The sequence below is a fragment of the Leifsonia sp. RAF41 genome, assembly GCF_052114085.1.
GTDB lineage: Bacteria > Actinomycetota > Actinomycetes > Actinomycetales > Microbacteriaceae > Leifsonia.
Window position 1 is genome coordinate 22,382 of sequence record NZ_JBFREB010000001.1, and the last position, 18,406, is coordinate 40,787.

At 68.4% G+C, this 18,406-nt stretch carries 23 protein-coding genes; 11 read left to right on the forward strand and 12 right to left on the reverse strand.

Features of this window, described 5'->3' with window-relative positions; genetic code table 11:
• The first annotated feature begins 32 nt into the window (after positions 1–32).
• From AB4Y74_RS00105 to AB4Y74_RS00125, 5 genes are read left to right on the forward strand one after another with little or no spacing between them, the layout of a single operon-like run.
• Entirely contained in the window at positions 33–1,517 is a 1,485-nt protein-coding gene (locus tag AB4Y74_RS00105; protein WP_441797082.1) for a peptide MFS transporter, read from the forward strand.
• A 23-nt stretch (positions 1,518–1,540) separates the two neighbouring features.
• Positions 1,541–2,200, forward strand: a complete 660-nt coding sequence (locus tag AB4Y74_RS00110) for an MOSC domain-containing protein (protein WP_441797083.1) — start codon at positions 1,541–1,543, stop codon at positions 2,198–2,200.
• 57 nt (positions 2,201–2,257) lie between these two features.
• Positions 2,258–2,713, forward strand: a complete 456-nt coding sequence (locus AB4Y74_RS00115; RefSeq protein ID WP_441797084.1) for a VOC family protein — start codon at positions 2,258–2,260, stop codon at positions 2,711–2,713.
• A gap of 7 nt (positions 2,714–2,720) precedes the next feature.
• Positions 2,721–3,431 carry a winged helix-turn-helix transcriptional regulator gene (locus AB4Y74_RS00120; protein ID WP_441797085.1) on the forward strand — a complete coding sequence of 237 codons (711 nt, stop codon included), beginning with the start codon at positions 2,721–2,723 and terminating at the stop codon, positions 3,429–3,431.
• 58 nt (positions 3,432–3,489) lie between these two features.
• Positions 3,490–4,356: a LysR family transcriptional regulator gene (locus tag AB4Y74_RS00125; protein WP_441797086.1), complete on the forward strand. Its 867-nt coding sequence runs from the start codon at positions 3,490–3,492 to the stop codon at positions 4,354–4,356.
• A 107-nt stretch (positions 4,357–4,463) separates the two neighbouring features.
• Here AB4Y74_RS00125 and AB4Y74_RS00130 read toward each other — a convergent pair whose 3' ends face one another.
• The 7 genes from AB4Y74_RS00130 to AB4Y74_RS00160 form a co-directional block, all read right to left on the reverse strand.
• A complete protein-coding gene (locus tag AB4Y74_RS00130) occupies positions 4,464–5,324 on the reverse strand; it encodes an aldo/keto reductase (protein WP_441797087.1) in 861 nt (286 codons plus the stop codon).
• Positions 5,325–5,355: 31 nt separating this feature from the next.
• Positions 5,356–6,327 (reverse strand): aldo/keto reductase, encoded by a 972-nt coding sequence (locus tag AB4Y74_RS00135; protein ID WP_441797088.1) that lies wholly within the window; start codon positions 6,325–6,327, stop codon positions 5,356–5,358.
• Positions 6,328–6,506: 179 nt separating this feature from the next.
• On the reverse strand, positions 6,507–6,764 hold the full coding sequence (locus tag AB4Y74_RS00140) for a glutaredoxin family protein (protein ID WP_441797089.1): 258 nt from the start codon (positions 6,762–6,764) through the stop codon (positions 6,507–6,509).
• Positions 6,761–7,468 (reverse strand): nucleoside/nucleotide kinase family protein, encoded by a 708-nt coding sequence (locus tag AB4Y74_RS00145; RefSeq protein WP_441797090.1) that lies wholly within the window; start codon positions 7,466–7,468, stop codon positions 6,761–6,763. Before AB4Y74_RS00145 ends, AB4Y74_RS00140 begins: the two co-directional genes overlap by 4 nt.
• The gene (gene pip, locus AB4Y74_RS00150) at positions 7,456–8,418 is read right to left on the reverse strand and encodes a prolyl aminopeptidase (protein ID WP_441797091.1); all 963 of its coding nucleotides are present in this window, start codon (positions 8,416–8,418) and stop codon (positions 7,456–7,458) included. The genes AB4Y74_RS00145 and pip overlap by 13 nt, the downstream gene beginning before the upstream one ends.
• 33 nt (positions 8,419–8,451) lie before the next feature.
• Positions 8,452–9,750 (reverse strand): MFS transporter, encoded by a 1,299-nt coding sequence (locus AB4Y74_RS00155; protein WP_441800372.1) that lies wholly within the window; start codon positions 9,748–9,750, stop codon positions 8,452–8,454.
• 5 nt (positions 9,751–9,755) lie between these two features.
• Positions 9,756–10,187 (reverse strand): MarR family winged helix-turn-helix transcriptional regulator, encoded by a 432-nt coding sequence (locus tag AB4Y74_RS00160; RefSeq protein ID WP_441797092.1) that lies wholly within the window; start codon positions 10,185–10,187, stop codon positions 9,756–9,758.
• A gap of 72 nt (positions 10,188–10,259) precedes the next feature.
• Here AB4Y74_RS00160 and AB4Y74_RS00165 point away from each other — a divergent pair, with 72 nt between their 5' ends.
• The 4 genes from AB4Y74_RS00165 to AB4Y74_RS00180 are packed head-to-tail and all read left to right on the forward strand — an operon-like array spanning position 10,260 to position 12,916.
• Positions 10,260–11,135, forward strand: coding sequence for an alpha/beta fold hydrolase (locus AB4Y74_RS00165; protein WP_441797093.1), 876 nt, complete (start codon positions 10,260–10,262; stop codon positions 11,133–11,135).
• Positions 11,136–11,194: 59 nt separating this feature from the next.
• Positions 11,195–11,413, forward strand: a complete 219-nt coding sequence (locus tag AB4Y74_RS00170; RefSeq protein ID WP_441797094.1) for a hypothetical protein — start codon at positions 11,195–11,197, stop codon at positions 11,411–11,413.
• 33 nt (positions 11,414–11,446) lie between these two features.
• A complete protein-coding gene (locus tag AB4Y74_RS00175; protein WP_441797095.1) occupies positions 11,447–12,496 on the forward strand; it encodes a lipoate--protein ligase family protein in 1,050 nt (349 codons plus the stop codon).
• Between the two features lie 48 nt (positions 12,497–12,544).
• Positions 12,545–12,916, forward strand: a complete 372-nt coding sequence (locus tag AB4Y74_RS00180) for a hypothetical protein (protein WP_441797096.1) — start codon at positions 12,545–12,547, stop codon at positions 12,914–12,916.
• On the opposite strand, the gene AB4Y74_RS00185 is transcribed toward AB4Y74_RS00180, so the two are convergent.
• Together AB4Y74_RS00185 and AB4Y74_RS00190 are read right to left on the reverse strand one after the other, a co-directional pair.
• Positions 12,876–13,160: a GNAT family N-acetyltransferase gene (locus AB4Y74_RS00185; RefSeq protein ID WP_441797097.1), complete on the reverse strand. Its 285-nt coding sequence runs from the start codon at positions 13,158–13,160 to the stop codon at positions 12,876–12,878. The two genes, AB4Y74_RS00180 and AB4Y74_RS00185, sit on opposite strands and share 41 nt — an antisense overlap.
• Positions 13,161–13,169: 9 nt before the next feature.
• A complete protein-coding gene (locus AB4Y74_RS00190; RefSeq protein ID WP_441797098.1) occupies positions 13,170–13,361 on the reverse strand; it encodes a hypothetical protein in 192 nt (63 codons plus the stop codon).
• Positions 13,362–13,515: 154 nt separating this feature from the next.
• On the opposite strand from AB4Y74_RS00190, the gene AB4Y74_RS00195 reads away from it, so the two are divergent.
• On the forward strand, positions 13,516–14,634 hold the full coding sequence (locus AB4Y74_RS00195; protein WP_441797099.1) for a S1C family serine protease: 1,119 nt from the start codon (positions 13,516–13,518) through the stop codon (positions 14,632–14,634).
• Between the two features lie 3 nt (positions 14,635–14,637).
• Here the strand turns inward: AB4Y74_RS00195 and AB4Y74_RS00200 are convergent, their stop codons facing one another.
• Both AB4Y74_RS00200 and AB4Y74_RS00205 read right to left on the reverse strand, forming a co-directional pair.
• A complete protein-coding gene (locus AB4Y74_RS00200) occupies positions 14,638–14,919 on the reverse strand; it encodes a hypothetical protein (RefSeq protein ID WP_441797100.1) in 282 nt (93 codons plus the stop codon).
• Positions 14,916–16,856, reverse strand: a complete 1,941-nt coding sequence (locus tag AB4Y74_RS00205) for a sigma-70 family RNA polymerase sigma factor (RefSeq protein WP_441797101.1) — start codon at positions 16,854–16,856, stop codon at positions 14,916–14,918. Before AB4Y74_RS00205 ends, AB4Y74_RS00200 begins: the two co-directional genes overlap by 4 nt.
• Positions 16,857–17,054: 198 nt before the next feature.
• Between AB4Y74_RS00205 and AB4Y74_RS00210 the strand changes: the two genes are divergently transcribed.
• Positions 17,055–17,579: a hypothetical protein gene (locus tag AB4Y74_RS00210; RefSeq protein WP_441797102.1), complete on the forward strand. Its 525-nt coding sequence runs from the start codon at positions 17,055–17,057 to the stop codon at positions 17,577–17,579.
• Positions 17,580–17,593: 14 nt separating this feature from the next.
• Here AB4Y74_RS00210 and AB4Y74_RS00215 read toward each other — a convergent pair whose 3' ends face one another.
• The gene (locus AB4Y74_RS00215) at positions 17,594–18,256 is read right to left on the reverse strand and encodes a phosphatase PAP2 family protein (protein ID WP_441797103.1); all 663 of its coding nucleotides are present in this window, start codon (positions 18,254–18,256) and stop codon (positions 17,594–17,596) included.
• Positions 18,257–18,406 lie beyond the last annotated feature (150 nt).

Sequence of the window (18,406 nt, forward strand, 5' to 3'; positions counted from 1 at the left end):
GAGCGTTTCGCTGCGCCTCCCGCGGTGGGACTATGGGCGCCATGAGCGAAACGGACACCGCACCGGCCCGTCGGGACGACGACGCCAGCCACGGCTTCTTCGGTCAGCCGCGGGCACTGGCCAACATCTTCGGTGTGGAGATGTGGGAGCGATTCTCCTTCTACGGCATGCAGGGCATCCTGCTCATCTACCTGTACTACTCCGCCGAGCAAGGCGGCCTGGGCATCGATCAGGCGACCGCGGCCGGGATCGTCGGCGCCTACGGCGGAGCGGTGTACCTGTCGACCATCCTGGGCGCGTGGCTGGCCGACCGCTTGTTCGGCTCCGAACGCGTGCTGTTCTGGAGTGCTGTCGTCATCATGGCCGGGCACATCTCGCTCGCGCTCATCCCGGGCGTGGCCGGGGTGCTCGTCGGTCTGCTCTTCGTCGCGCTCGGCAGCGGCGGTCTCAAGGCCAACGCGACCAGGATCGTGGGGACGCTGTACGCGGAGAAGGACCCGCGGCGCGACGCCGGATTCTCGCTGTTCTACCTCGGAATCAACCTGGGCGCCTTCTTCGGACCGCTGCTGACCGGTCTGCTGCAGACGACACTCGGTTTCCACTGGGGCTTCGCGCTCGCGGCGGTCGGGATGGCGATCGGCCTCATCCAGTACTCGATCGGACGGAAGCGGCTGCCGGATGAGTCGCGCGTCATCCCCAACCCGCTTCCGCGGTCGCGTTATCCCCTGATGTTCGGGGTGGGGGCGGCAGGGATCGTCCTCATTCTGGCGCTCGTCCTCACGGGGGTCATAAACGCGTCCAACCTCGCGCTGTGGGTGATCGGCGTCACCATCGCCGCCGCCATCGCGTACTTCGTCGTCATCCTGACATCCCGGCTGGTGAGCGGTGAGGAGCGCAGCCGGATCGTGGCGTTCATCCCCCTCTTCATCACCAACGCGGCGTTCTGGTCGCTGTATCAGCAGCAGTTCACGGTGGTGACGATCTACTCCGACAAGCGGCTCGACCGGAACATCTTCGGGTGGGAGTTCCCGGTGTCGTGGGTGCAGTCGATCAACCCGATCTTCATCATCGTGCTGTCGGGCGTGTTCGCCGCGATCTGGACGAAGTGGGGGACGAAGCAGCCGTCGGCCCCGCTCAAGTTCGCGGCCGGAACCATCCTGATGGGCCTCGCCTTCTTCCTCTTCCTGTTCTGGACGGGCGGCGGCGCGAACAGCACGCCGCTGCTGGCGATGGTCGGCATCCTGTTCGTGTTCACCGTCGCCGAGCTGCTGATCTCGCCTCCGGGCCTCTCGGTGACGACGAAGCTCGCGCCGCGGAAGTTCCAGGCGCAGATGGTCGCGCTGTACTTCCTCTCGGTGGCGCTCGGAACGGCGATGGCCGGCCAGCTAGCGAAGCTCTACTCGCCCTCGACCGAAGCCGTGTACTTCTCGCTCATCGGCGGCATCGCGATCGTGATCGGCATCCTGCTCGCCCTCATCAGCCCGTGGGTGCTCAAGATGATGCGCGGCATCCGCTGACTGCCCCCTGCGATACTGGTGCGATGGCAGAGATTCTCGCGGTGTGCCGGGTGGAGCAGCTGCTCCACGACTCGGGAATCATCGGTGTCACGGCTATCGACAAGCGACCGGTGGAGAAGCGTCTACGGGTGCGTCCGCTCGGCTTGTACGGCGATGTGCAGGCCAATCGGAAGCATCACGGCGGGGCGTCGAAAGCGTTGTACGCGTACGCCGAGGAGGACGCTGACTTCTGGGCGCAGGAACTGGGCCGCGACATCCCCCCGGGGCTGTTCGGCGAGAACCTGCGGACGGCCGGGATCGATGTCAACGGCGCGGAGATCGGCGAGCGGTGGGCGATCGGTGACGAACTGATCGTCGAGGTGACGTGCCCTCGGCAGCCGTGCGGGACGTTCCAGCGGAGGATGCGCGAACCGCAGTGGGTGAAGCGCTTCACTCTCGAGGGGCGACCGGGCCCGTACCTGTCGGTGGTGAAGTCGGGTCATGTCAGAGCCGGCGACTCCATCCGGGTGCTGTCGCGTCCCGGGCACGGCGTCACGATCGCGTCGTGGTTCCAGGATGCGGATGCCGCCCAGGCGGATGCCCTGGAGGCTGCGGAGGCAGAAGGCGCGTTATCGCTCGCGCCCGAGATGCGCGAAGCAATCGCACACATCCGAAAATCACATTTACTTGTTCTTGACAAGTGAACTTGCAAAGAGCAAGCTGAGGCTATTCGAACCACCGGATCACATCAGGAGGACAGCATGGCCACCAACATCTTCGTGAACTTCACGACCAACGACCTCGACCGCTCGAAGGCGTTCTACGAGGCGCTCGGGTACACCATCAACCCGCTCTTCACCGACGACAATGCGGCGTGCGTCGTGCTCAGCGACACCATCTACTTCATGGTTCAGACCCGCGAGTTCTACGCGACCTTCACCGACAAGGAGATCATCGACCCGCGCACGCAGGCGGGCGCGTCGATCGCGCTCAGCGAAGACTCACGCGAGGGCGTCGACGCCATCGTCGCCAGGGGGCTCGAAGCGGGCGGCATCGAACCGCGCCCCGCCCAGGACTACGGCTTCATGTACTCCCGCGACCTGGAGGACCCGGACGGCAACAACCTCTCGTACCTCTACATGGCTCCAGCGGCCGCCGAGAAGGGTCCAGAGGCGTACATGGCAGAGCAGGGAGCCGGCGCTCCGGCCCAGGCCTGACACCCGCATGGCAGCTCGATCCCCTCGCGGCTTCGGTCAGTCCGGCGGTGTCGCCCGCGCGCTCGAGCGGGTCGGGGAGCGGTGGGCTCTGCTCATCGTCCGCGACCTGCTCGCCGGCGCTCGGCGCTACAGCGACCTCAAGGCCGGACTTCCGCGCATCCCCACCAACATCCTCAGCGACCGGCTGAAGGAGCTGCAGGAGGCCGGCGTCATCCGCCGCGTCCCCACCGTGCGCGGCGGGTACGAGCTGACACCGCTCGGACGCGAGCTGGAACCCGTCGTGCTCGCTCTGGAGCGCTGGGGATGGGCGCTGGGTGGCGAGACGGTCGAGAGCGACGTTCTCACGGCGGATGCGCTCGCCGTGACGCTGCACGCGGCTTTCCGCGACCGCAACGCCGAGGCCCTCCCGGCAACCGAGTACCTGGTGCACGTGGCCGAAGCGTCGGTCAGCGCCGTAGTGGACGGGAGGGTGCTCGACGTGATGGACGTCGGAGCCGCCGCTCTCCCGCAGCCGCAACGCCGTCTGGAGATCGTGGCGCCGGCCGACATGCTGGAACTCCGGGTCGATCGTGACGACCTGGGTGGGCTGCTCAGCGGCGGGATGGTCGCCGTGCAGGTGCTCGCGGGTCGCGACGAACTGCTGACGCGTTTCCGCCGGACCTTCCGCTTCGACCCGGTGCCGGGCGCGGATTCCGCCCCGGAGGCGTCGGTCGCCTGAGGCGTTTCTCATCGACCAAGCTTGTCGTCGGAGGGTGACTCAGCAGTACGATCACTGAATGGAACTGCGTCAACTCGAGCACTTCGTCGCCGTCGCCGAGGAGCGTCACTTCACCCGCGCGGCCGAGCTCCTGCGGATCTCTCAGTCGGGGCTCTCCGCATCCATTCGCTCGCTCGAGCAGGAGCTGGGCACCTCGCTGTTCGTACGCAGCACTCGACGCGTCGAACTGACCGCGGCCGGGCAGGCGCTGCTCGCCGACTCGGTGCGCACGCTCGCCAGCGCAGCAGCCGCCCGGGATGCCGTCGCCGCCGTCCGTGGACTGCTGCGCGGGCGCCTGACCATCGGCGCGGAGCCGTGCCTCGGGTCGGTCGACCTGCCCGCGGAGCTGGCCGCTTTCCGGACGGCGAACCCCGGCGTCGAGGTGCGACTGCGCTACTCGGGGTCGGAGGAGCTGGTGGATGACGTGGCCGGCGGGCGTGCCGACATCGCGCTGGTCGTCGACACGGGCCACGCACCGGCAGGGGTTCGCTTCCGGCGGCTCAGCTCGCAGGACATGGTGGTGCTCTGCCACCCCCGGCACCGGTTCGCTGCTGAGCGGAGCATCCCTCTTGACCGGCTGCGGGGTGAGCCTCTCGTCGGCTTCCAGGAAGGCTGGGGCGCTCAGACGCTGACCCGCCGGGCTTTCGCGGCGGCGGGCTTCGACTACCGCGCGGCGATGGAGGTCAACGACGTCCATCCGCTCCTCGACCTCGTGGGTTACAACTTGGGCGTCGCCGTCGTGCCGGCCAGCTTCGCCCGGAAGCGGCCGGACGCGCTGCGGGCGGTCGGCCTGCAGGGTTCCCCGGCGTGGACGGTCGCCGTCGCGGTGGCCGATGAGCCGAGCCCGGCCGCAACCGCCTTCCTCGCGCAGCTCGAACCCGCCTGACCCTGCGCGACCGGCCTGCTCGAACGAGCGACTGCGGCATCCCGTCACGTCCGCGGGTGCTCGCGCACGCGCAGACGTTCCGGGACGCCGCAGTCAGCGTCTGGGCGTCAGGCCGCGTTCAGCGCGGCAAGCTCCTCGGGAGTGAGTTCGACATCCACTGCGGTGACCGAGTCGCGGATGGTCTCGGGGCGCGACGAGCCCGGGATGGGGATGACGTGCGGGCTCTGCGCGAGGTGCCAGGCGAGCGCGACAACCTGCGGGCTGATGCCGCGGACGTCGGCGACATCCTTGAACGGCTCGAACCGGCTGCCCAGGTCGCCGGCCGAGGTGATCCCGCCGAGCGGGCTCCACGGCAGGAAGGCGATTCCGAGCTCGTCGGCGAGACGTAGTTCCGGCTCGCTGGAGCGGAACGCGGGGGAGAACTGGTTCTGCACCGACACCAGCCGGCCGCCCAGGATCTCCTGCGCCTCGCGGATCTGCTCCGGGTCCGCATTCGAGATTCCCGCCATTCGGATGACGCCCTCGTCGAGCAGGTCGCGGACAGCGCCGACCGAATCGGCGTAGGAGACGTCCGGGTCCGGCCGGTGGAACTGGTACAGCCCGATCGCGTCTCCGCCGAGGCGTCGCAGCGACTCCTTTGCGGCCTCCTTGATGTACTCGGGACGGCCGTTCAGCGTCCACGAGCCGTCGCCCGGACGCAGGTGGCCGCCCTTGGTGGCGACGAGCACCGTCGAGGCGTCGCCGCCCCACGAGCGCAGCGACTCCGCGATGAGCTCCTCGTTGTGGCCGACTTCGTCCGCGTGCAGGTGGTAGGCGTCCGCGGTGTCGATGAAGGTGATGCCCTCGTCGAGAGCGGCGTGGATGGTCGCGATCGAGCGCTCCCGGTCGGGGCGGCCCTCGATCGACATGGGCATCCCGCCCAGGCCGATGGCGGACACCTGGACGTCGCCGATGGTACGTGTCTTCACTGCTGTCCTTCCGTTCTGTTGCAGCCCGGGGTCACCAGGCGTAGTCCTCGGGCGCCGTGCGGTGGCCCGGGAAGATCTCGTCGAGCCGGGCCAACGCCGGCTCGTCGAGGTGGATGTCGAGCGCGCGCAGGCCGCCGTCGAGCTGTTCCTGGGTCCGTGGGCCGATGATCGGTCCGGTCACACCCGGCCGGGTCAGCAGCCAGGCCAGGGCCAGATCGCCCGGCTCGTGGCCGAGCTCCTCAGCGAACGCCTCGTACGCTTCGATGGCGTCGCGGTGCTTCTCGAGGGTCTCCGCCGCGCGGCCCTCGAGCCGCCGCTTGCCCTCGTTCTGCTTGCGGACGACACCGCCGAGCAATCCGCCCTGCAGCGGTGACCAAGCGATCACGCCGACACCGTTCGCCTGCGCGGCGGGCAGCACCTCCAACTCGATCTGTCGCGTCAGGAGGTTGTAGATCGACTGCTCGCTGACGAGCCCGAGCAGGTTCCGCTTGCGCGCCTCCGCCTGGGCCGTCGCAATGTGCCAGCCCGCGAAGTTGCTGGAGCCGGCGTACAGGATCTTGCCCTGCGCGGTCGCCGTCTCGATCGCCTGCCAGATCTCGTCCCACGGAGTGTTCCGGTCGACGTGGTGGAACTGGTAGATGTCGATGTAGTCCGTCTGCAGGCGGGTGAGGCTCGCATCCAGCGCTCGCCGGATGTTGAGGGCGGAAAGCCGGCCCTCGTTGGGCCAGTCGCCCATGTCGCCGTAGAGCTTGGTCGCGAGCACCGTGCGCTCGCGGCGACCGTCGCCCTGCGCGAACCAGTTGCCGACGATCGTCTCTGTCGCGCCGCGGCCCTGGTGCTGGCCGTAGACGTTGGCGGTGTCGAAATAGTTGATGCCCGCGGCGTGCGCGGCATCCATGATCTGGTGCGAATCCTCTTCGGTGGTCTGCGGACCGAAGTTCATCGTGCCGAGGACGAGGCGCGAGACCTTCAGGCCGGACCGGCCCAGGTGTGTGTACTCCATGCTCGCCACTCTCCGCCCGCCGAAGTCAGTTGTCCAACAGGTGATCCGGATCGGATTACGCGGGCAGGGTCATGAATCGCCCTGCTAGCAGCACGCCGCCGTTCGAGTAGTGAGTCGCCGTCCGAATGCGGCGCGAGTGGTGACATGTTGTCACCACTCGCAGCGTGGGGCTTGGCGGCTCAGGCGCGGAGGGCGGCTTCGAGCTCGGGGTCCGTGGGCTCGACCAGGTGGCGGCCGTCGGGGAACACGACGACCGGGATGTTGGTCCGGCCGCTGATCGCATGGGCGCGGTCGGCCTCCTCCGGGCGGGCGACGAGGTCGATGTATTCGTAGTCGGCGCCGAGGCGGTCGAGCAGGGACTTCGAGCGGATGCAGTCGCGGCACCAGTCGGCGCCGAACACGGTCACGCGGTCGAAGGTGGGGGTGGGGGAAGTCATGGCTCCAGGTTAAACGACGCCGCCTGACAGCCCGATGGTGCTGAGAGGCCGGTGGTGCCCTCGACCACGAGCGTCGCGCGCTCCTGCGACGCTTCGATGAGGACGGCGTTCGCACCGTCGACGTCTCGCGCCCAGGCGGTCGCCCCCTCGGCCGTGCGGCCGTGGCGCTTGTGCCGGTCGACGAGCCGTCGCATCCGTTCGTCCTTAGGGGTCGCCACGAACCAACTCTCCGCGAGGAGGTCCCGGATGCGCGACCACGGTTCCTGGTCGATGAGCAGATAGTTTCCCTCGGCCACGATGAGCCGTGTTCCCGGTGAGATCGCGATGGACCCGGCGACCGGTTCGTCGACGTTCCGGTCGAAGGCGGGCGCGTAGACGGGATTCCCGGTCTCGGCGAGCACACGCTCCAGGAGAGTGACGAAGCCCCAGCCGTCGAAGGTGTCGATGGCGCCCTTGCGGTCGTGGCGGCCCAGCGCATCCAGGGTCCGGTTCGCGAGGTGGAAGCCGTCCATGGGAAGGTGCACGGCGGTGCCGGCGCCGGCCAGCTCGTTCGCCCGGTCGGCGACGGCGCGGGCGAGTGTCGTCTTGCCGGACCCGGGGCTCCCGGCGATTCCCAGGATCGCTCGGCCGCCCGCTCCCGCGAGGGCGAGGGCGCGCTCAGCCAGCGCGCTCAGGTCGGATGCGGCGGCGGTCACGCGTTCCATTCTCGCCCGCGCGCGAAGCCGCTGATCGCCTCCGCCATCCGCTCAGACGACTCCGGACCGCCGTGTCCCTCGCCTTCGACGACGATGAGTCGGCTGGCCGGCCACGCCCGGTGCAGCAGCCAGGGCGTGATGACCGGTCCGCTCACATCGTGACGGCCGTGGATCAGCACCGCCGGGATGTGCGCCAGTTCGGCGACGCGGCTCAGGATGGCGCGGTCGCCGGGCAGGAACGCGTCGTTGGCCCAGTAGTGGGTGACGAGGGTGGCGAAGACCTGACGCTGCACCGGGTCCCCATGGAGGGGGCCGGGAACGTAGTGAGGGTCGAGGGAGACGTGGGTGCCCTCCCAGGCGTCCCACGCGTCAGCCGCTGCGGCACGCTCGGCGGGCGTGCCCGTCGCGAGGACGCGGGCGAACGCCTCCACCACGCGCTCGCCGGGGCCCCGCTGCGAGGCGCGCTCCAGCGCCTCCCATGCCTCGGGGAAGATGCGACCCACCGTCTCGGAGATCCAATCGACCTCCTCGCGGCCGGTCGTCGTGACCGCACCCAGCACGATGCCCGTAACCCGCTGGGGCTGCGCCAGTGCGTACGCGAGGGCGAGCGTCGAACCCCACGAGCCACCGGTGACGAGCCAGCGCTCGATGCCGAGCTCCTGGCGGACCAGCTCGATGTCGGCGATCAGGCCGTCGGTCGTGTTGGCGTGCAGGCGGTCCAGGTCGTCGACGATCAGCGGTGTGCTGCGCCCGCACCCGCGCTGGTCGATCCCGACGAGGCGGAACACCTCCGGGTCGTAACGCTTGCGATAGCTGCCGCTGCCCAGGCCGGAACCGGGGCCGCCGTGCAGCCACAGCACGGGTAGACCCTCCGGGTTGCCGCTGGTCTCCCAGTAGATGCGGTCGCCGTCGGGATTCTCGACCCAGCCGTGCGCGTCGGCCTCGATCACAGGGAACATCCCCGCACCGTACCGCACCGCACCGCACCGCCATCAGGACGCGCGGGTGGCGGTGGCCTCGGTCTCCTCGAGCTCTTCGCGCACGACCTCGCGCGGCGCGAGGACGACGCGGGGGCGCATCCCGGCGAACCGCACCCGGAGGCCTCGGTACTTCACCAGGTAGAACACACCGACGAGAGCGGCAGCGAAGCCACTCGCTGCGCCCACCCCGAGCGCCCAGCGCGGGCCGAACGTGTCGGCGACCCAGCCGACCACAGGTGCGCCGATCGGCGTCCCGCCCATGAAGATCGCCATGTAGATCGCCATGACGCGACCGCGCAGGACGGGGTCGGTCGTCATCTGGACCGTGCCGTTGGCCGTCGTCATCAGGGTCTGCGACGACACTCCGATCAGGATCAGCGCCAGGGCGAACAGCCAGTAGGTGGGCATGACCGCGGCCAGTGCGCAACCGAAACCGAAGAACGCCGCTCCGGCGAACAGCAACGATACGCGGGGGCGGTCGCGCCGCGCCGAAAGGAGAGCTCCCACGACCGAGCCGATCGCCATGATCGACGACAGGATGCCGTACTCGCCCGCGCCCTGATGGAACACGCTCACCGACATGGTCGAGATGAAGATCGGGAAGTTCAGGCCGAAGGTGCCGATGAGGAACACCATGACGAGGATGACGATGATGTCCGGGCGCTTGCGCACGTAGCGGAAGCCGTCGACGAGACCGCCGCGCGACTTCTTCGCGCGCTCCGCGCGGTACAGCTGCTCGCGACGGAGCAGAGCCAGCGACAGGAGCACCGCCCCGAAGGTCGCCGCGTTGATGAGGAACACCCATCCCGCGCCGACCGCGGCCGTCAGAAGACCGGCGACCGCCGGTCCGATCAGCCGGGCAGCGTTGAACGACGCGGAGTTGAGGGCCACCGCGTTGGACAGGTTGGGGCCGGCGACGAGCTCGGAGACGAACGTCTGGCGGGCGGGCGCATCGAAGGCCGCGACGACGCCGAGCATCAGCGCGAAGAGGTAGACCTGCCAGAGCTGTACGGCCCCGGTGACGGTCAGGATGCCGAGCCCGAGCCCGAGCGCACCCATCGCCGCTTGCGTTGCCATGAGCAGCTTGCGCCGGTCGAGGTGGTCGGCAGCCCATCCGGTGACCGGGAGCAGAAGGAGTTGCGGCGCGAACTGCAGCGCCATGACGAAGCCGACGGCGGACGCGTTGTTGTGGGTCAGCTGGGTCAGGACGATCCAGTCCTGGGCTGTGCGCTGCATCCACGTGCCGACATTGGAGACGATCGCGCCGCCCGCCCAGATGCGGTAGTTGACCCCCGCCAGGGAGCGGAACATGGCACTCACGAGTCGGCAAGCTCCCGCATGATCCGGGCGGCCTCGGCGAGGGTGGCGCGCTCTTCGGCGCTGAGCGTGCGCAGGCGCTGATGCAGCCAGGCGTCGCGGCGTCTGCGCGTCTCGGCGACGAGGCCCGCGCCGCGTTCGGTGGGCACGACGACGACCTTGCGGCCGTCGGCGGCATCGGCGGTGCGCTCGACGTACCCGGCCTCCTCGAGCCGGTTCACCGTGCGGTTCATCGACGGTGGCTTGACGCGTTCGAACTCGCTGAGGCGGCCGATGGTGCCGGAGCCTTCACGCACGAGGTAGCCGAGCGTCGCGGTCTGCGAGTCGCTGAGCTCGTCGTCCTCCTTCTCGGCGCGCAGACGGCGGGAGAGCCGCGCCACCGCGATGCGGAGGGCGCCGCTGAGGTCGTGGGTCGACAATCGTGCGTTCATACATAGTTAGCCTAACAAATTAGACTGGCTAACTAAACTCCCTTCGCTGCCGGCGTACGTCAGAATGGGGCCGTGCAGAGCCAACAGGGCCGGACCTTCGACGACGAAGACGGCATCCGCATCCACTTCGATGTGTACGCGCCGGAAGCGGTCGGCGCAATACCGGCGGCAGTCGTGCAGCTCGCTCACGGGGTGGGGGAACACGCCGGCCGCTATCGACCACTCTGCGAGCACCTCGCCGCAGCCGGCTTCCTCGTGTACGCGGACGACCATCTGGGTCACGGGCGTACCGGCATGGAGCAGTGGAAGGGGGATGCGGGCCGTCTCGGTCGACTGGGACCGGGCGGGCTGCGCGCGGCGGTGCGCGACGTGCACGCCTTCAGCGAGCTCATCCGCGAGGAGAATCCCGATCTTCCCCTCGCCTTCGTCGGCCATAGCTGGGGATCGCTGATCGGCCAACTGCTGCTCAACCGGTACAGCGAGGAGTACGAGGCCATGGTGCTCTCCGGTACCGCCTACCGGATGCTCGGGTCGATGAACGGCGGCGATCTGAACAAGAGATACGTGCAGTTCGGTACCACCGGCGCGGAATGGCTCAGCCGCGACCCGGCCGTCGCGCAGGCCTTCGTCGACGACCCGCTGACGACGCTCACACCCCTGCAGAAGCTGTTCGGCATGCGAGATGCCGCGCGCCTCATCGGTCGCCCCGCTCGCCACCTCGCTCACGACCTGCCCGTACTGATCCAAGTCGGCTCGGACGACCCGCTCGGCGGCCCGGTGAGCGCCCGGAAGCTGGAGGACGCGCTCCGCTCCCGTTCAGGACTGACGGACGTGACCACCATCGTCTACGACGGAGCACGGCACGAAGTGTTCAACGAGATCAACAGGGAGGAGGTCTTCGCCGACCTCACGGCCTGGCTCGTCGAACGGTTTCCCTCGCGCGACTGAGAGCGCTGTCTATCGCTGCTTCCGGGTGATGGACACACTCGGTGACAGGAGGGTCGCCCATGGGAATCAACATCGCACTCGGGTTGTCACGACTGGCGCCGATCGACAATCCGGCAACGGTCACCGGGCACGGCGAGATCTTGACCGCCATCTTCATCATCATCGCCTTGCTCATCCTGATCTTGCTGATCGGTTTCGGCGTGACGCTTGCCCGCCGACCCGGGAAGGAGCTCGACGAGTGGGGCAACCCGATGCCGCCCGCCGAGCCGCCGCGCTGACGCCCCGCTGCCCTGCGGTCGTAGGCTGAGGGCATGCATGGTGAGTACAAGGTCCCTGGTGGCAAGCTCGTCGTCGTCGACCTCGAGGTCGTCGACGGCACGATCTCGAACCTCCAGCTCGCCGGCGACTTCTTCCTCGAACCGGACACCGCCCTGGAGGCCATCGACGCGGCCGTGAACGGGCTCTCCGCCCAGGCCGACGCCAAGACCATCGCCGCGGCCGTGAAGGAGGCCCTCCCGGACGGGGCCATCCTGCTCGGATTCTCGCCGGAGGCCGTCGCGGTGACCATCCGCCGCGCTCTGGCGAAGGCGACGAGCTGGCGCGACTATGAGTGGCAGATCGTTCACGCCAAGGCCGTGTCGCCGCAGATGCACCTGGCCCTGGACGAGGTGCTCGCGACCGAGGTCGGCGAGGGCCGCCGCGGTCCGACCCTCCGCATCTGGGAGTGGGACGAGCCCGCTGTGGTGATCGGCAGTTTCCAGTCGGTCAAGAATGAGGTCGACCCGGAGAACGCGGCCAAGTACGGCATCCAAATCGTTCGCCGCATCTCCGGCGGCGGCGCAATGTTCATGGAGGCGGGATCGGTCGTCACCTATTCGATCTACGCCCCGGCCGACCTCGTGCAGGGCATGAGCTTCGCCGACAGCTACGCGTTCCTCGACGAGTGGGCGATCATCGCGCTGAAGTCCCTGGGTATCGACGCCGTCTACCAGCCGCTCAACGACATCACGAGCCCGTCCGGCAAGATCGGCGGCGCCGCGCAGAAGCGACTCGGTTCAGGGGCAGTCCTGCACCACGTCACGATGAGCTACGACATGGACGGCCGGAAGATGACCGAGGTGCTCCGGATCGGTCGCGAGAAGATCAGCGACAAGGGGATCACCAGCGCCGCCAAGCGCGTCGACCCGCTCCGCAGCCAGACCGGTCTCAGCCGCGCCGAGATCATCGAGCAGATGAAGCTCACCTTCCGGAATCTGTACGGCGCGACGGAGGGCGACCTCACCGACGCGGAGTACGCGGCCGCCGAGCAGTTGGTCGCCGAGAAGTTCGACACCGAGGAGTGGCTCTACCGCGTGCCGTGACCGCCTGATCCTCAGGCTGTCCACAGGTCCTCCGGTACCCTGGATGGCGTGAATTGGTGGGTCGTGGGGATTGTGGCGGCATTCGTCGCCCTCATCGTGGTCGCCGTGAAGCTCGGCTGGATCGACCTCTCGAACAAGGCCCAGCGGGGCTCCGGCACGATGAGCGGCGCGATCGGCGGCTCGCTCGACGAGGTCTTCGCCCCCACGCGTCACGAGGCCCAGCAGGAGATGGACCGGCAGTCGCTGCTGCCCGCCCCGGCCCCGCTGCCGGGCGATCGCGGCGACGGCGGCTGGGAAGGCGGCAAGATCACGCTCGACCTCGGCGGCGCGGGCCACGGGCAGCGTGTCGAGGGCCGTACGCCCAGCGACGACGGCCGCGCTACCGCCTCTGCAGATTCGCGTAGTCAGGGTGCTCGCTGAGCCAGCTCCGTACGTAGGGGCAGGCGGCGATCACCCGCCGGTCCGAGTTGTCGCGCACATCGTCGAGCGCCGCTCGAATGAGGGTGGATGCCATCCCTTTCTCACGCTTCGCCTCATCCACCTCGGTGTGGGTGAACACGATCGCTTCGTCGTTCACGTCGTACTCGGCCACCCCGATCAGTTCTCCGTCCTGCAGCAGCGCGTAACGGGACTGCTCGGGCTGGTTCTCGACGCTCAGGCTCATGCCTCAACGCTACCTGTGGTCGCCGAGGTCGCTCGGCGGGTGGTCCGGAGCTGTCCCCGACCACTCGAGTTCCACGCCCGACCACAACCGCACGCGGACGTTGACTCCGATGAGGTCCACCCGCTCCACGGCGGGATCGTCGAACGCCTCACGCCACGCACGCAGGCGCTCGGCGGGCGACGGGTCCGGGTCGTCGTCCACTCGACACCTCATCTCTGCCGCCACAAAGGTCACCCGCGGTCAGCCTTGCTCGAAAAGCCAGCTCTTGGCTAGATCACGGAGGGCGTCGGAAGTGTCTAGCCAAGGCTGATTCCGCCGTTCACGATAGCGATGAACGGCAGAAGAGGGGGAAGCCATGACGTCACCAGACCGTCGTCAGGAGCCTTCGCCAGGACGTTTTCCGGTGTGGGCGATCGTGCTGCTCGCCGTCCTCGCCGGCGTCGTGCTGGTCGGAGCGGGCACACTGGGTGGCCTCGCCATCCGGTCGGTGGGATCGGTGGGAGCGTTGACTGCGTCCCGGGTTCCGACCGCTTCCACGCAATCGGTCTGCGATGCCGAGCAGGTCGCCCGCGATGTGCTGCCGACTATCGTCACGATCGGCGTCTCCGCGGCCGACGGTTCCGGAGGGACCGGCAGCGGGGAGGTGATCACCTCGGACGGCTACATCCTGACCAATAATCACGTGATCGCGCCGGCTGCCGAGGGGGCGGAGATCACCGTGCTGTACAGCGACGGCACCACGCATCCCGCAAAGCTGGTCGGGCGCTCGGAACGTGCAGACGTGGCCGTCGTGAAGGTCGACGCGACGGGACTGCCGGTGATTCAACAGGGGAACTCGACGGCTCTACAGGTGGGACAGCCGGTGGTCGCGTTGGGCGCACCGCTCGGACTCTCCAGCACCGTGACGACAGGGGTGGTCAGCGCCCTCGGGCGCACCGTGCCGGTGCAGGGCGATGGCGACCGGAACGCGGTGCTCGCCGACGCCATCCAGACGGACGCCTCGATCAATCCCGGTAATTCCGGCGGGGCACTGGTCGACTGCGACGGGCGTCTTGTGGGGGTCAACTCCGCTATCGCGACCGTGCCCAGTGCATCCGGAGTGGCGGGAGGCGGGAGCGTCGGGATCGGGTTCGCGATTCCGGAGGCGGTGGCCATGCCCATCGCGCAGCAGATCATCGACACGGGGAAGGTCACCTACCCCACCTTCGGGATCGGCGTCGCGCCCATCCAGCCGGGGGAGCAGGGAACCGAGCAGAGCGGCCTGTACGTGCAGACGGTGGCGCCGGGCGGCCCAGCCGCGGATGCGGGGATCCAGCCGGGCGACATCATCACGAAGGTCGACGGCAAGGCGGTGGGCAGCATCGACGACTTGACCGCCATCCAGCTGACTCACAAACCTGGCGATCAAGTCACGGTGACGTACGAGAGGGACGGCAAGTCGCAGACCACGAAGGTCACGCTCGGCAGCGGGTGAGCGTCACTGCGCGGGAAGTGCCTCTCGCGTGCACGTGAACCGGTCAACGATGCGGTACGCGTCGGCCGGTTCGCTCTCTTCGATATGGACCGAGTCATAGACGCGGAACTCCAGGATGCGCAGTTCGGTGAGCCGCTCGGAGCGCTCGTTCAACAGTGCCGAGCGCAACGGGGAGGACGGGTCGCGGGGTATGAGCGCTGTCACCACCTCGCCTCGCCATCCGTCGGTGATGACGCTGATGAGCCGGACCGCGCTCGCGCGTGGGCCATAGGGGTTGTTCCTCATCTCCCCAGAATCCATTGCGCTCGAATCTGCTCGGGCGTGAGGGCGACGCGGTAGACCGCCGCATAGGCGAGCTCGCCGGCGAACGCGTGCTGCAACGGCGTGGCAGGTCCCCAGTTGTCGAGCCTGTCGTAGCCGACGCGCCAGTAGCCGGCGAAACTCTGGCCGGTGGTGACCGTACCGTCGTATGCGACCCGTTCACCGTCGACGTAGAGTGCCATGCCGGCCGGAGAGAGCGTTGCCGTCGCCTGATGCCATGTGCCGTCCGTATAGCTTTCGCGGGAGATGATCGTGCGGACGCTGCCCGGGAAGACGCCGAAGACGAGCCGTCCATCATCCGCGAGAAAGAGATGGCGGTCGTATTTCGACGAAAGGCCGTGTGCGGAGGAACTGTAGCCGAGCAACCTGCCGCCGCCCACGGCCGATGTGAACCAGATCTGCACGCTGAAGACGTCGGTGGACTCCCGGAGCGTTCCGTCGCGCAGCGCCCAGGTCGACCCGTCCGCCGGGCTCTCGTATTGTGCCGTCGCGTCATGGATGAAGTCGGTCTGGCTCCCTCGGCGGCCTTCGCCCAGTCGATAGGCGAACACGGTGTCATCGGCCGGGATCGTTCGGACGGCTGCCTCGCGTCCGTGTAGTAGCTCCGGCCCGACAGGCTCCGGCCCGACAGGCTCGGGCGCAGGGATGGCCGCGTTGGGAACGTCGGGCGTGGCGGGGGACGGAACGGGGCCCTCAGGGATGCCGGTCGGCACGTCGTCGTCGGCCGGCACTGCGTCGTCCGCCAGCACGGAGACCGCTTGATCCTGCGCCGGGTTCCCCGGTGTCGGTGTCCGATACGGGGGTGAGGGGTCGTCCTCTTCGTCCACGCTCGATTCGGGCTCTTCTGCGGGGCGGGAACCTTCCTCCCGGGCCAGCGCTTCGCCGGGTGCAGCGGGGACTGCGTTCACATCGCTCGTCCGGACGCTCGGGGCATCGCCCTGCTGAGCGGCCACGATCGTCCCGGCCGTCAGGACGGCAGCCACGGCCACGCTCGCTGCTACCGCAGTCAATCCCGCGTGAGAGCCGGACCCCACGGTGGTGAGCGCATCCCGGACGCGAGTGGGCGTGAATGGCACGAGCGCGGCTGTCGAGGCCGCGGCCACGGCGCCGTTCTGAGCGGCCGCCCATTCGGCGTAGGCCGCGGCTCCGGCGACGCCGAGGATGAGGGGGAGCAGCCCTAACGCGAGCTGGGACCCCACCCGGTCGGCCTCGCCCGCGGCGTTCGAGCACGCATCGCAATCGTCGAGGTGATCCATCACGCGTCGTCGGTCGACCGTGGAGAGCCTGTCGCGTGCGTGCGCTCCGAGCTTCTTGATCGTCCACTCGTGTACCGGATCGCCGGGGCCGATCTCGGCGAGGTGCGCGCCGATCCAGGCCTGCCGGAGTCCTTCGCGCGCCCGAACGGCCAGCGCCGAGACGGCGTTCGGCGTGAGCCCCAGGATGGGCGCGACGTCGCGCGGCGACATGTCTTCCATCTGGGTGTACCAGAGGACTTCCTGCCAGCTGTCGGGCAGCGCGTAGAACGCCTTGGCGATCGTTTCGCGCTCGATCTTGTCGAGCGCAGTGACCTCGCTGTACGACCAGTCCTCGATCGCGTCCGGGTCTTCGAGGTTCGCGGTGCTCTTCCGGCGCGACCAGTCGATCGCGACATTGCGCACGGTGGTGGCGAGGTAGGAGCGGAACCCGCTCTTGGGGCCCTTTCCCTTCTCGACAGCGTTCAGGATGCGCACGAATGCTTCGGAGGCGAGGTCGTCGGGTTCGAATCGTCCGGTGACCGCAGCCGCCATGGCGCGGCCGGCCGACCAGTGGCGTTTCCAAAGCACGCCGAAGGCGCGGCTCTCGCCGTCACGGGCGCGGGTAAGGAGTTCGGCGTCGGAGAGGTCGTCGAGGTCACGGGACATAACGGGTCGGGTTCCTTACGGACGGTGCGGAGCTAACTTGCGTAGACGAGCGGCACGCCGGATCGTGACGCGCTCGGGCAAACTACCGTCGACGTGGATGCGCTTCCGCGGTCGAGACCGGCCATTCAGTACTCAGAACGATCTCGTTGCGGGCGATCTCTCAGAGCTGAACGCCAGGTCGTCTGCTTCAATCGGTGAGTGGTCGCGAAATCGTTCACAGCTCTACCGAAAGCTCATCGGGGAGACCGGGTCGCCGTGCTCTCGCCGGCCTTTGCGGCACCCGCTGTCTCGCCGGTTCTGCACGAGCAGGCGATGCGCCGGTTGACCGAGGCAACGGGCTTGATCCCGGTCGAGTACCCGACCACACGGCAACTCGGAGCCAGTGCGGAAGCACGCGCCGCGGATGTCACTGCGGCCTTCGCTGAGGTAAAGCGCTGGGTGCGTGCCCTCGGTGAGCGCGGCGTGCTCGAGTCCATCGCCGGAGTACTCGTCGCCCGGCCGCCGGTCAGCGAACTAGGCTCGCCCGTGCCCTCCGCGAGAGAACGTTCTGATCTTCGGGCGGCTCAGCGGGACATCGTCATCGACCAGATCGGTCGGTACAACTCCGATGCAGTCGTCTGCGTCGGTGTGCCCTTCGGACATACGCGACCCCAGTGGATCGTCCCTCATGGCGGCACCTTCACCCTCGATGGGGGAACGCGCACCGTCGTCGCCGACTACTGAAGACGGGCGGACGATTACCGAGTCCGGGATCGAGTGCGGGTGACGAGGTTCCACAGGCCGGCGATCAGCAGCGCGCCTGCGACACCGTTCAGGATGCCGCCGACGATGTCGGTGCCGTAGTGCACGCCGACGTAGAGCCGAGACCAGCCCACGGCGAGCACGAACAGAGCACCGACGATCACCACGACCGTCCGGGTGCTGGCGCTGCGACAGACCATGGCGAGCGCGGTCACGAGAGCCGCGGCGAACACCACGTGCCCGCTCGGGTAGCTCAGCGTGGCGGGGGAGATGTGGAGCAGGTGCGTGAGCCCGCCCGTCGAGGGCCGGGGCTGAGCAACGACGGTCTTGACGACGAGCGTGGTCAGCCACCCCGCGCCGGTGGTGACGCACACGCCGAGCGCCCGGCGCCATCCGACCACGAACAGGAGGACGACGAAGACCACCGCAAGGATGACGGCGACGACGATCGGATGGTCCAGCCGGTCGAGCACGAGGGCGGTCTGATCCAGTAGCGGCGAGTTGACCCGGTTCACCGCGGCGTCGAGTCCGGCCAGCCGGAGAGCGGGCAGCGTTTTCGCGGCCAAGCCCAGGGCGACGGTGAGGACGAAGAGCACGACGGTCCACACGATCCAGTGGGCGGGCGTGACGAGCGACCAGCTGCGCGTGCGGGAGGGCATTCTTCGAGCGTAGGGGAGGCGTCGCGCCCGAAGTCTGGGGATGCGCCCACCACCGTTTGAGGATGCTCAGTCGGCAAGCGCAAAAAATTTTGCAGCAGTGCACAATATTAGTTGACTTTGGTCACCTATCGATTTATAGTTGATCACAGT

Excerpts from the sequence above, each read along its gene's own strand:
- AB4Y74_RS00105 (WP_441797082.1), top strand. The coding sequence starts at position 33 with ATGGGCGCCATGAGCGAAACGGACACCGCACCGGCCCGTCGGGACGAC.
- AB4Y74_RS00110 (WP_441797083.1), top strand. The coding sequence starts at position 1,541 with ATGGCAGAGATTCTCGCGGTGTGCCGGGTGGAGCAGCTGCTCCACGAC.
- AB4Y74_RS00115 (WP_441797084.1), top strand. The coding sequence starts at position 2,258 with ATGGCCACCAACATCTTCGTGAACTTCACGACCAACGACCTCGACCGC.
- AB4Y74_RS00120 (WP_441797085.1), top strand. The coding sequence starts at position 2,721 with ATGGCAGCTCGATCCCCTCGCGGCTTCGGTCAGTCCGGCGGTGTCGCC.
- AB4Y74_RS00125 (WP_441797086.1), top strand. The coding sequence starts at position 3,490 with ATGGAACTGCGTCAACTCGAGCACTTCGTCGCCGTCGCCGAGGAGCGT.
- AB4Y74_RS00135 (WP_441797088.1), bottom strand. The coding sequence starts at position 6,327 with ATGGAGTACACACACCTGGGCCGGTCCGGCCTGAAGGTCTCGCGCCTC.
- AB4Y74_RS00140 (WP_441797089.1), bottom strand. The coding sequence starts at position 6,764 with ATGACTTCCCCCACCCCCACCTTCGACCGCGTGACCGTGTTCGGCGCC.
- AB4Y74_RS00145 (WP_441797090.1), bottom strand. The coding sequence starts at position 7,468 with ATGGAACGCGTGACCGCCGCCGCATCCGACCTGAGCGCGCTGGCTGAG.
- pip (WP_441797091.1), bottom strand. The coding sequence starts at position 8,418 with ATGTTCCCTGTGATCGAGGCCGACGCGCACGGCTGGGTCGAGAATCCC.
- AB4Y74_RS00155 (WP_441800372.1), bottom strand. The coding sequence starts at position 9,750 with ATGTTCCGCTCCCTGGCGGGGGTCAACTACCGCATCTGGGCGGGCGGC.
- AB4Y74_RS00160 (WP_441797092.1), bottom strand. The coding sequence starts at position 10,187 with ATGAACGCACGATTGTCGACCCACGACCTCAGCGGCGCCCTCCGCATC.
- AB4Y74_RS00170 (WP_441797094.1), top strand. The coding sequence starts at position 11,195 with ATGGGAATCAACATCGCACTCGGGTTGTCACGACTGGCGCCGATCGAC.
- AB4Y74_RS00175 (WP_441797095.1), top strand. The coding sequence starts at position 11,447 with ATGCATGGTGAGTACAAGGTCCCTGGTGGCAAGCTCGTCGTCGTCGAC.
- AB4Y74_RS00185 (WP_441797097.1), bottom strand. The coding sequence starts at position 13,160 with ATGAGCCTGAGCGTCGAGAACCAGCCCGAGCAGTCCCGTTACGCGCTG.
- AB4Y74_RS00195 (WP_441797099.1), top strand. The coding sequence starts at position 13,516 with ATGACGTCACCAGACCGTCGTCAGGAGCCTTCGCCAGGACGTTTTCCG.
- AB4Y74_RS00200 (WP_441797100.1), bottom strand. The coding sequence starts at position 14,919 with ATGAGGAACAACCCCTATGGCCCACGCGCGAGCGCGGTCCGGCTCATC.
- AB4Y74_RS00205 (WP_441797101.1), bottom strand. The coding sequence starts at position 16,856 with ATGTCCCGTGACCTCGACGACCTCTCCGACGCCGAACTCCTTACCCGC.
- AB4Y74_RS00215 (WP_441797103.1), bottom strand. The coding sequence starts at position 18,256 with ATGCCCTCCCGCACGCGCAGCTGGTCGCTCGTCACGCCCGCCCACTGG.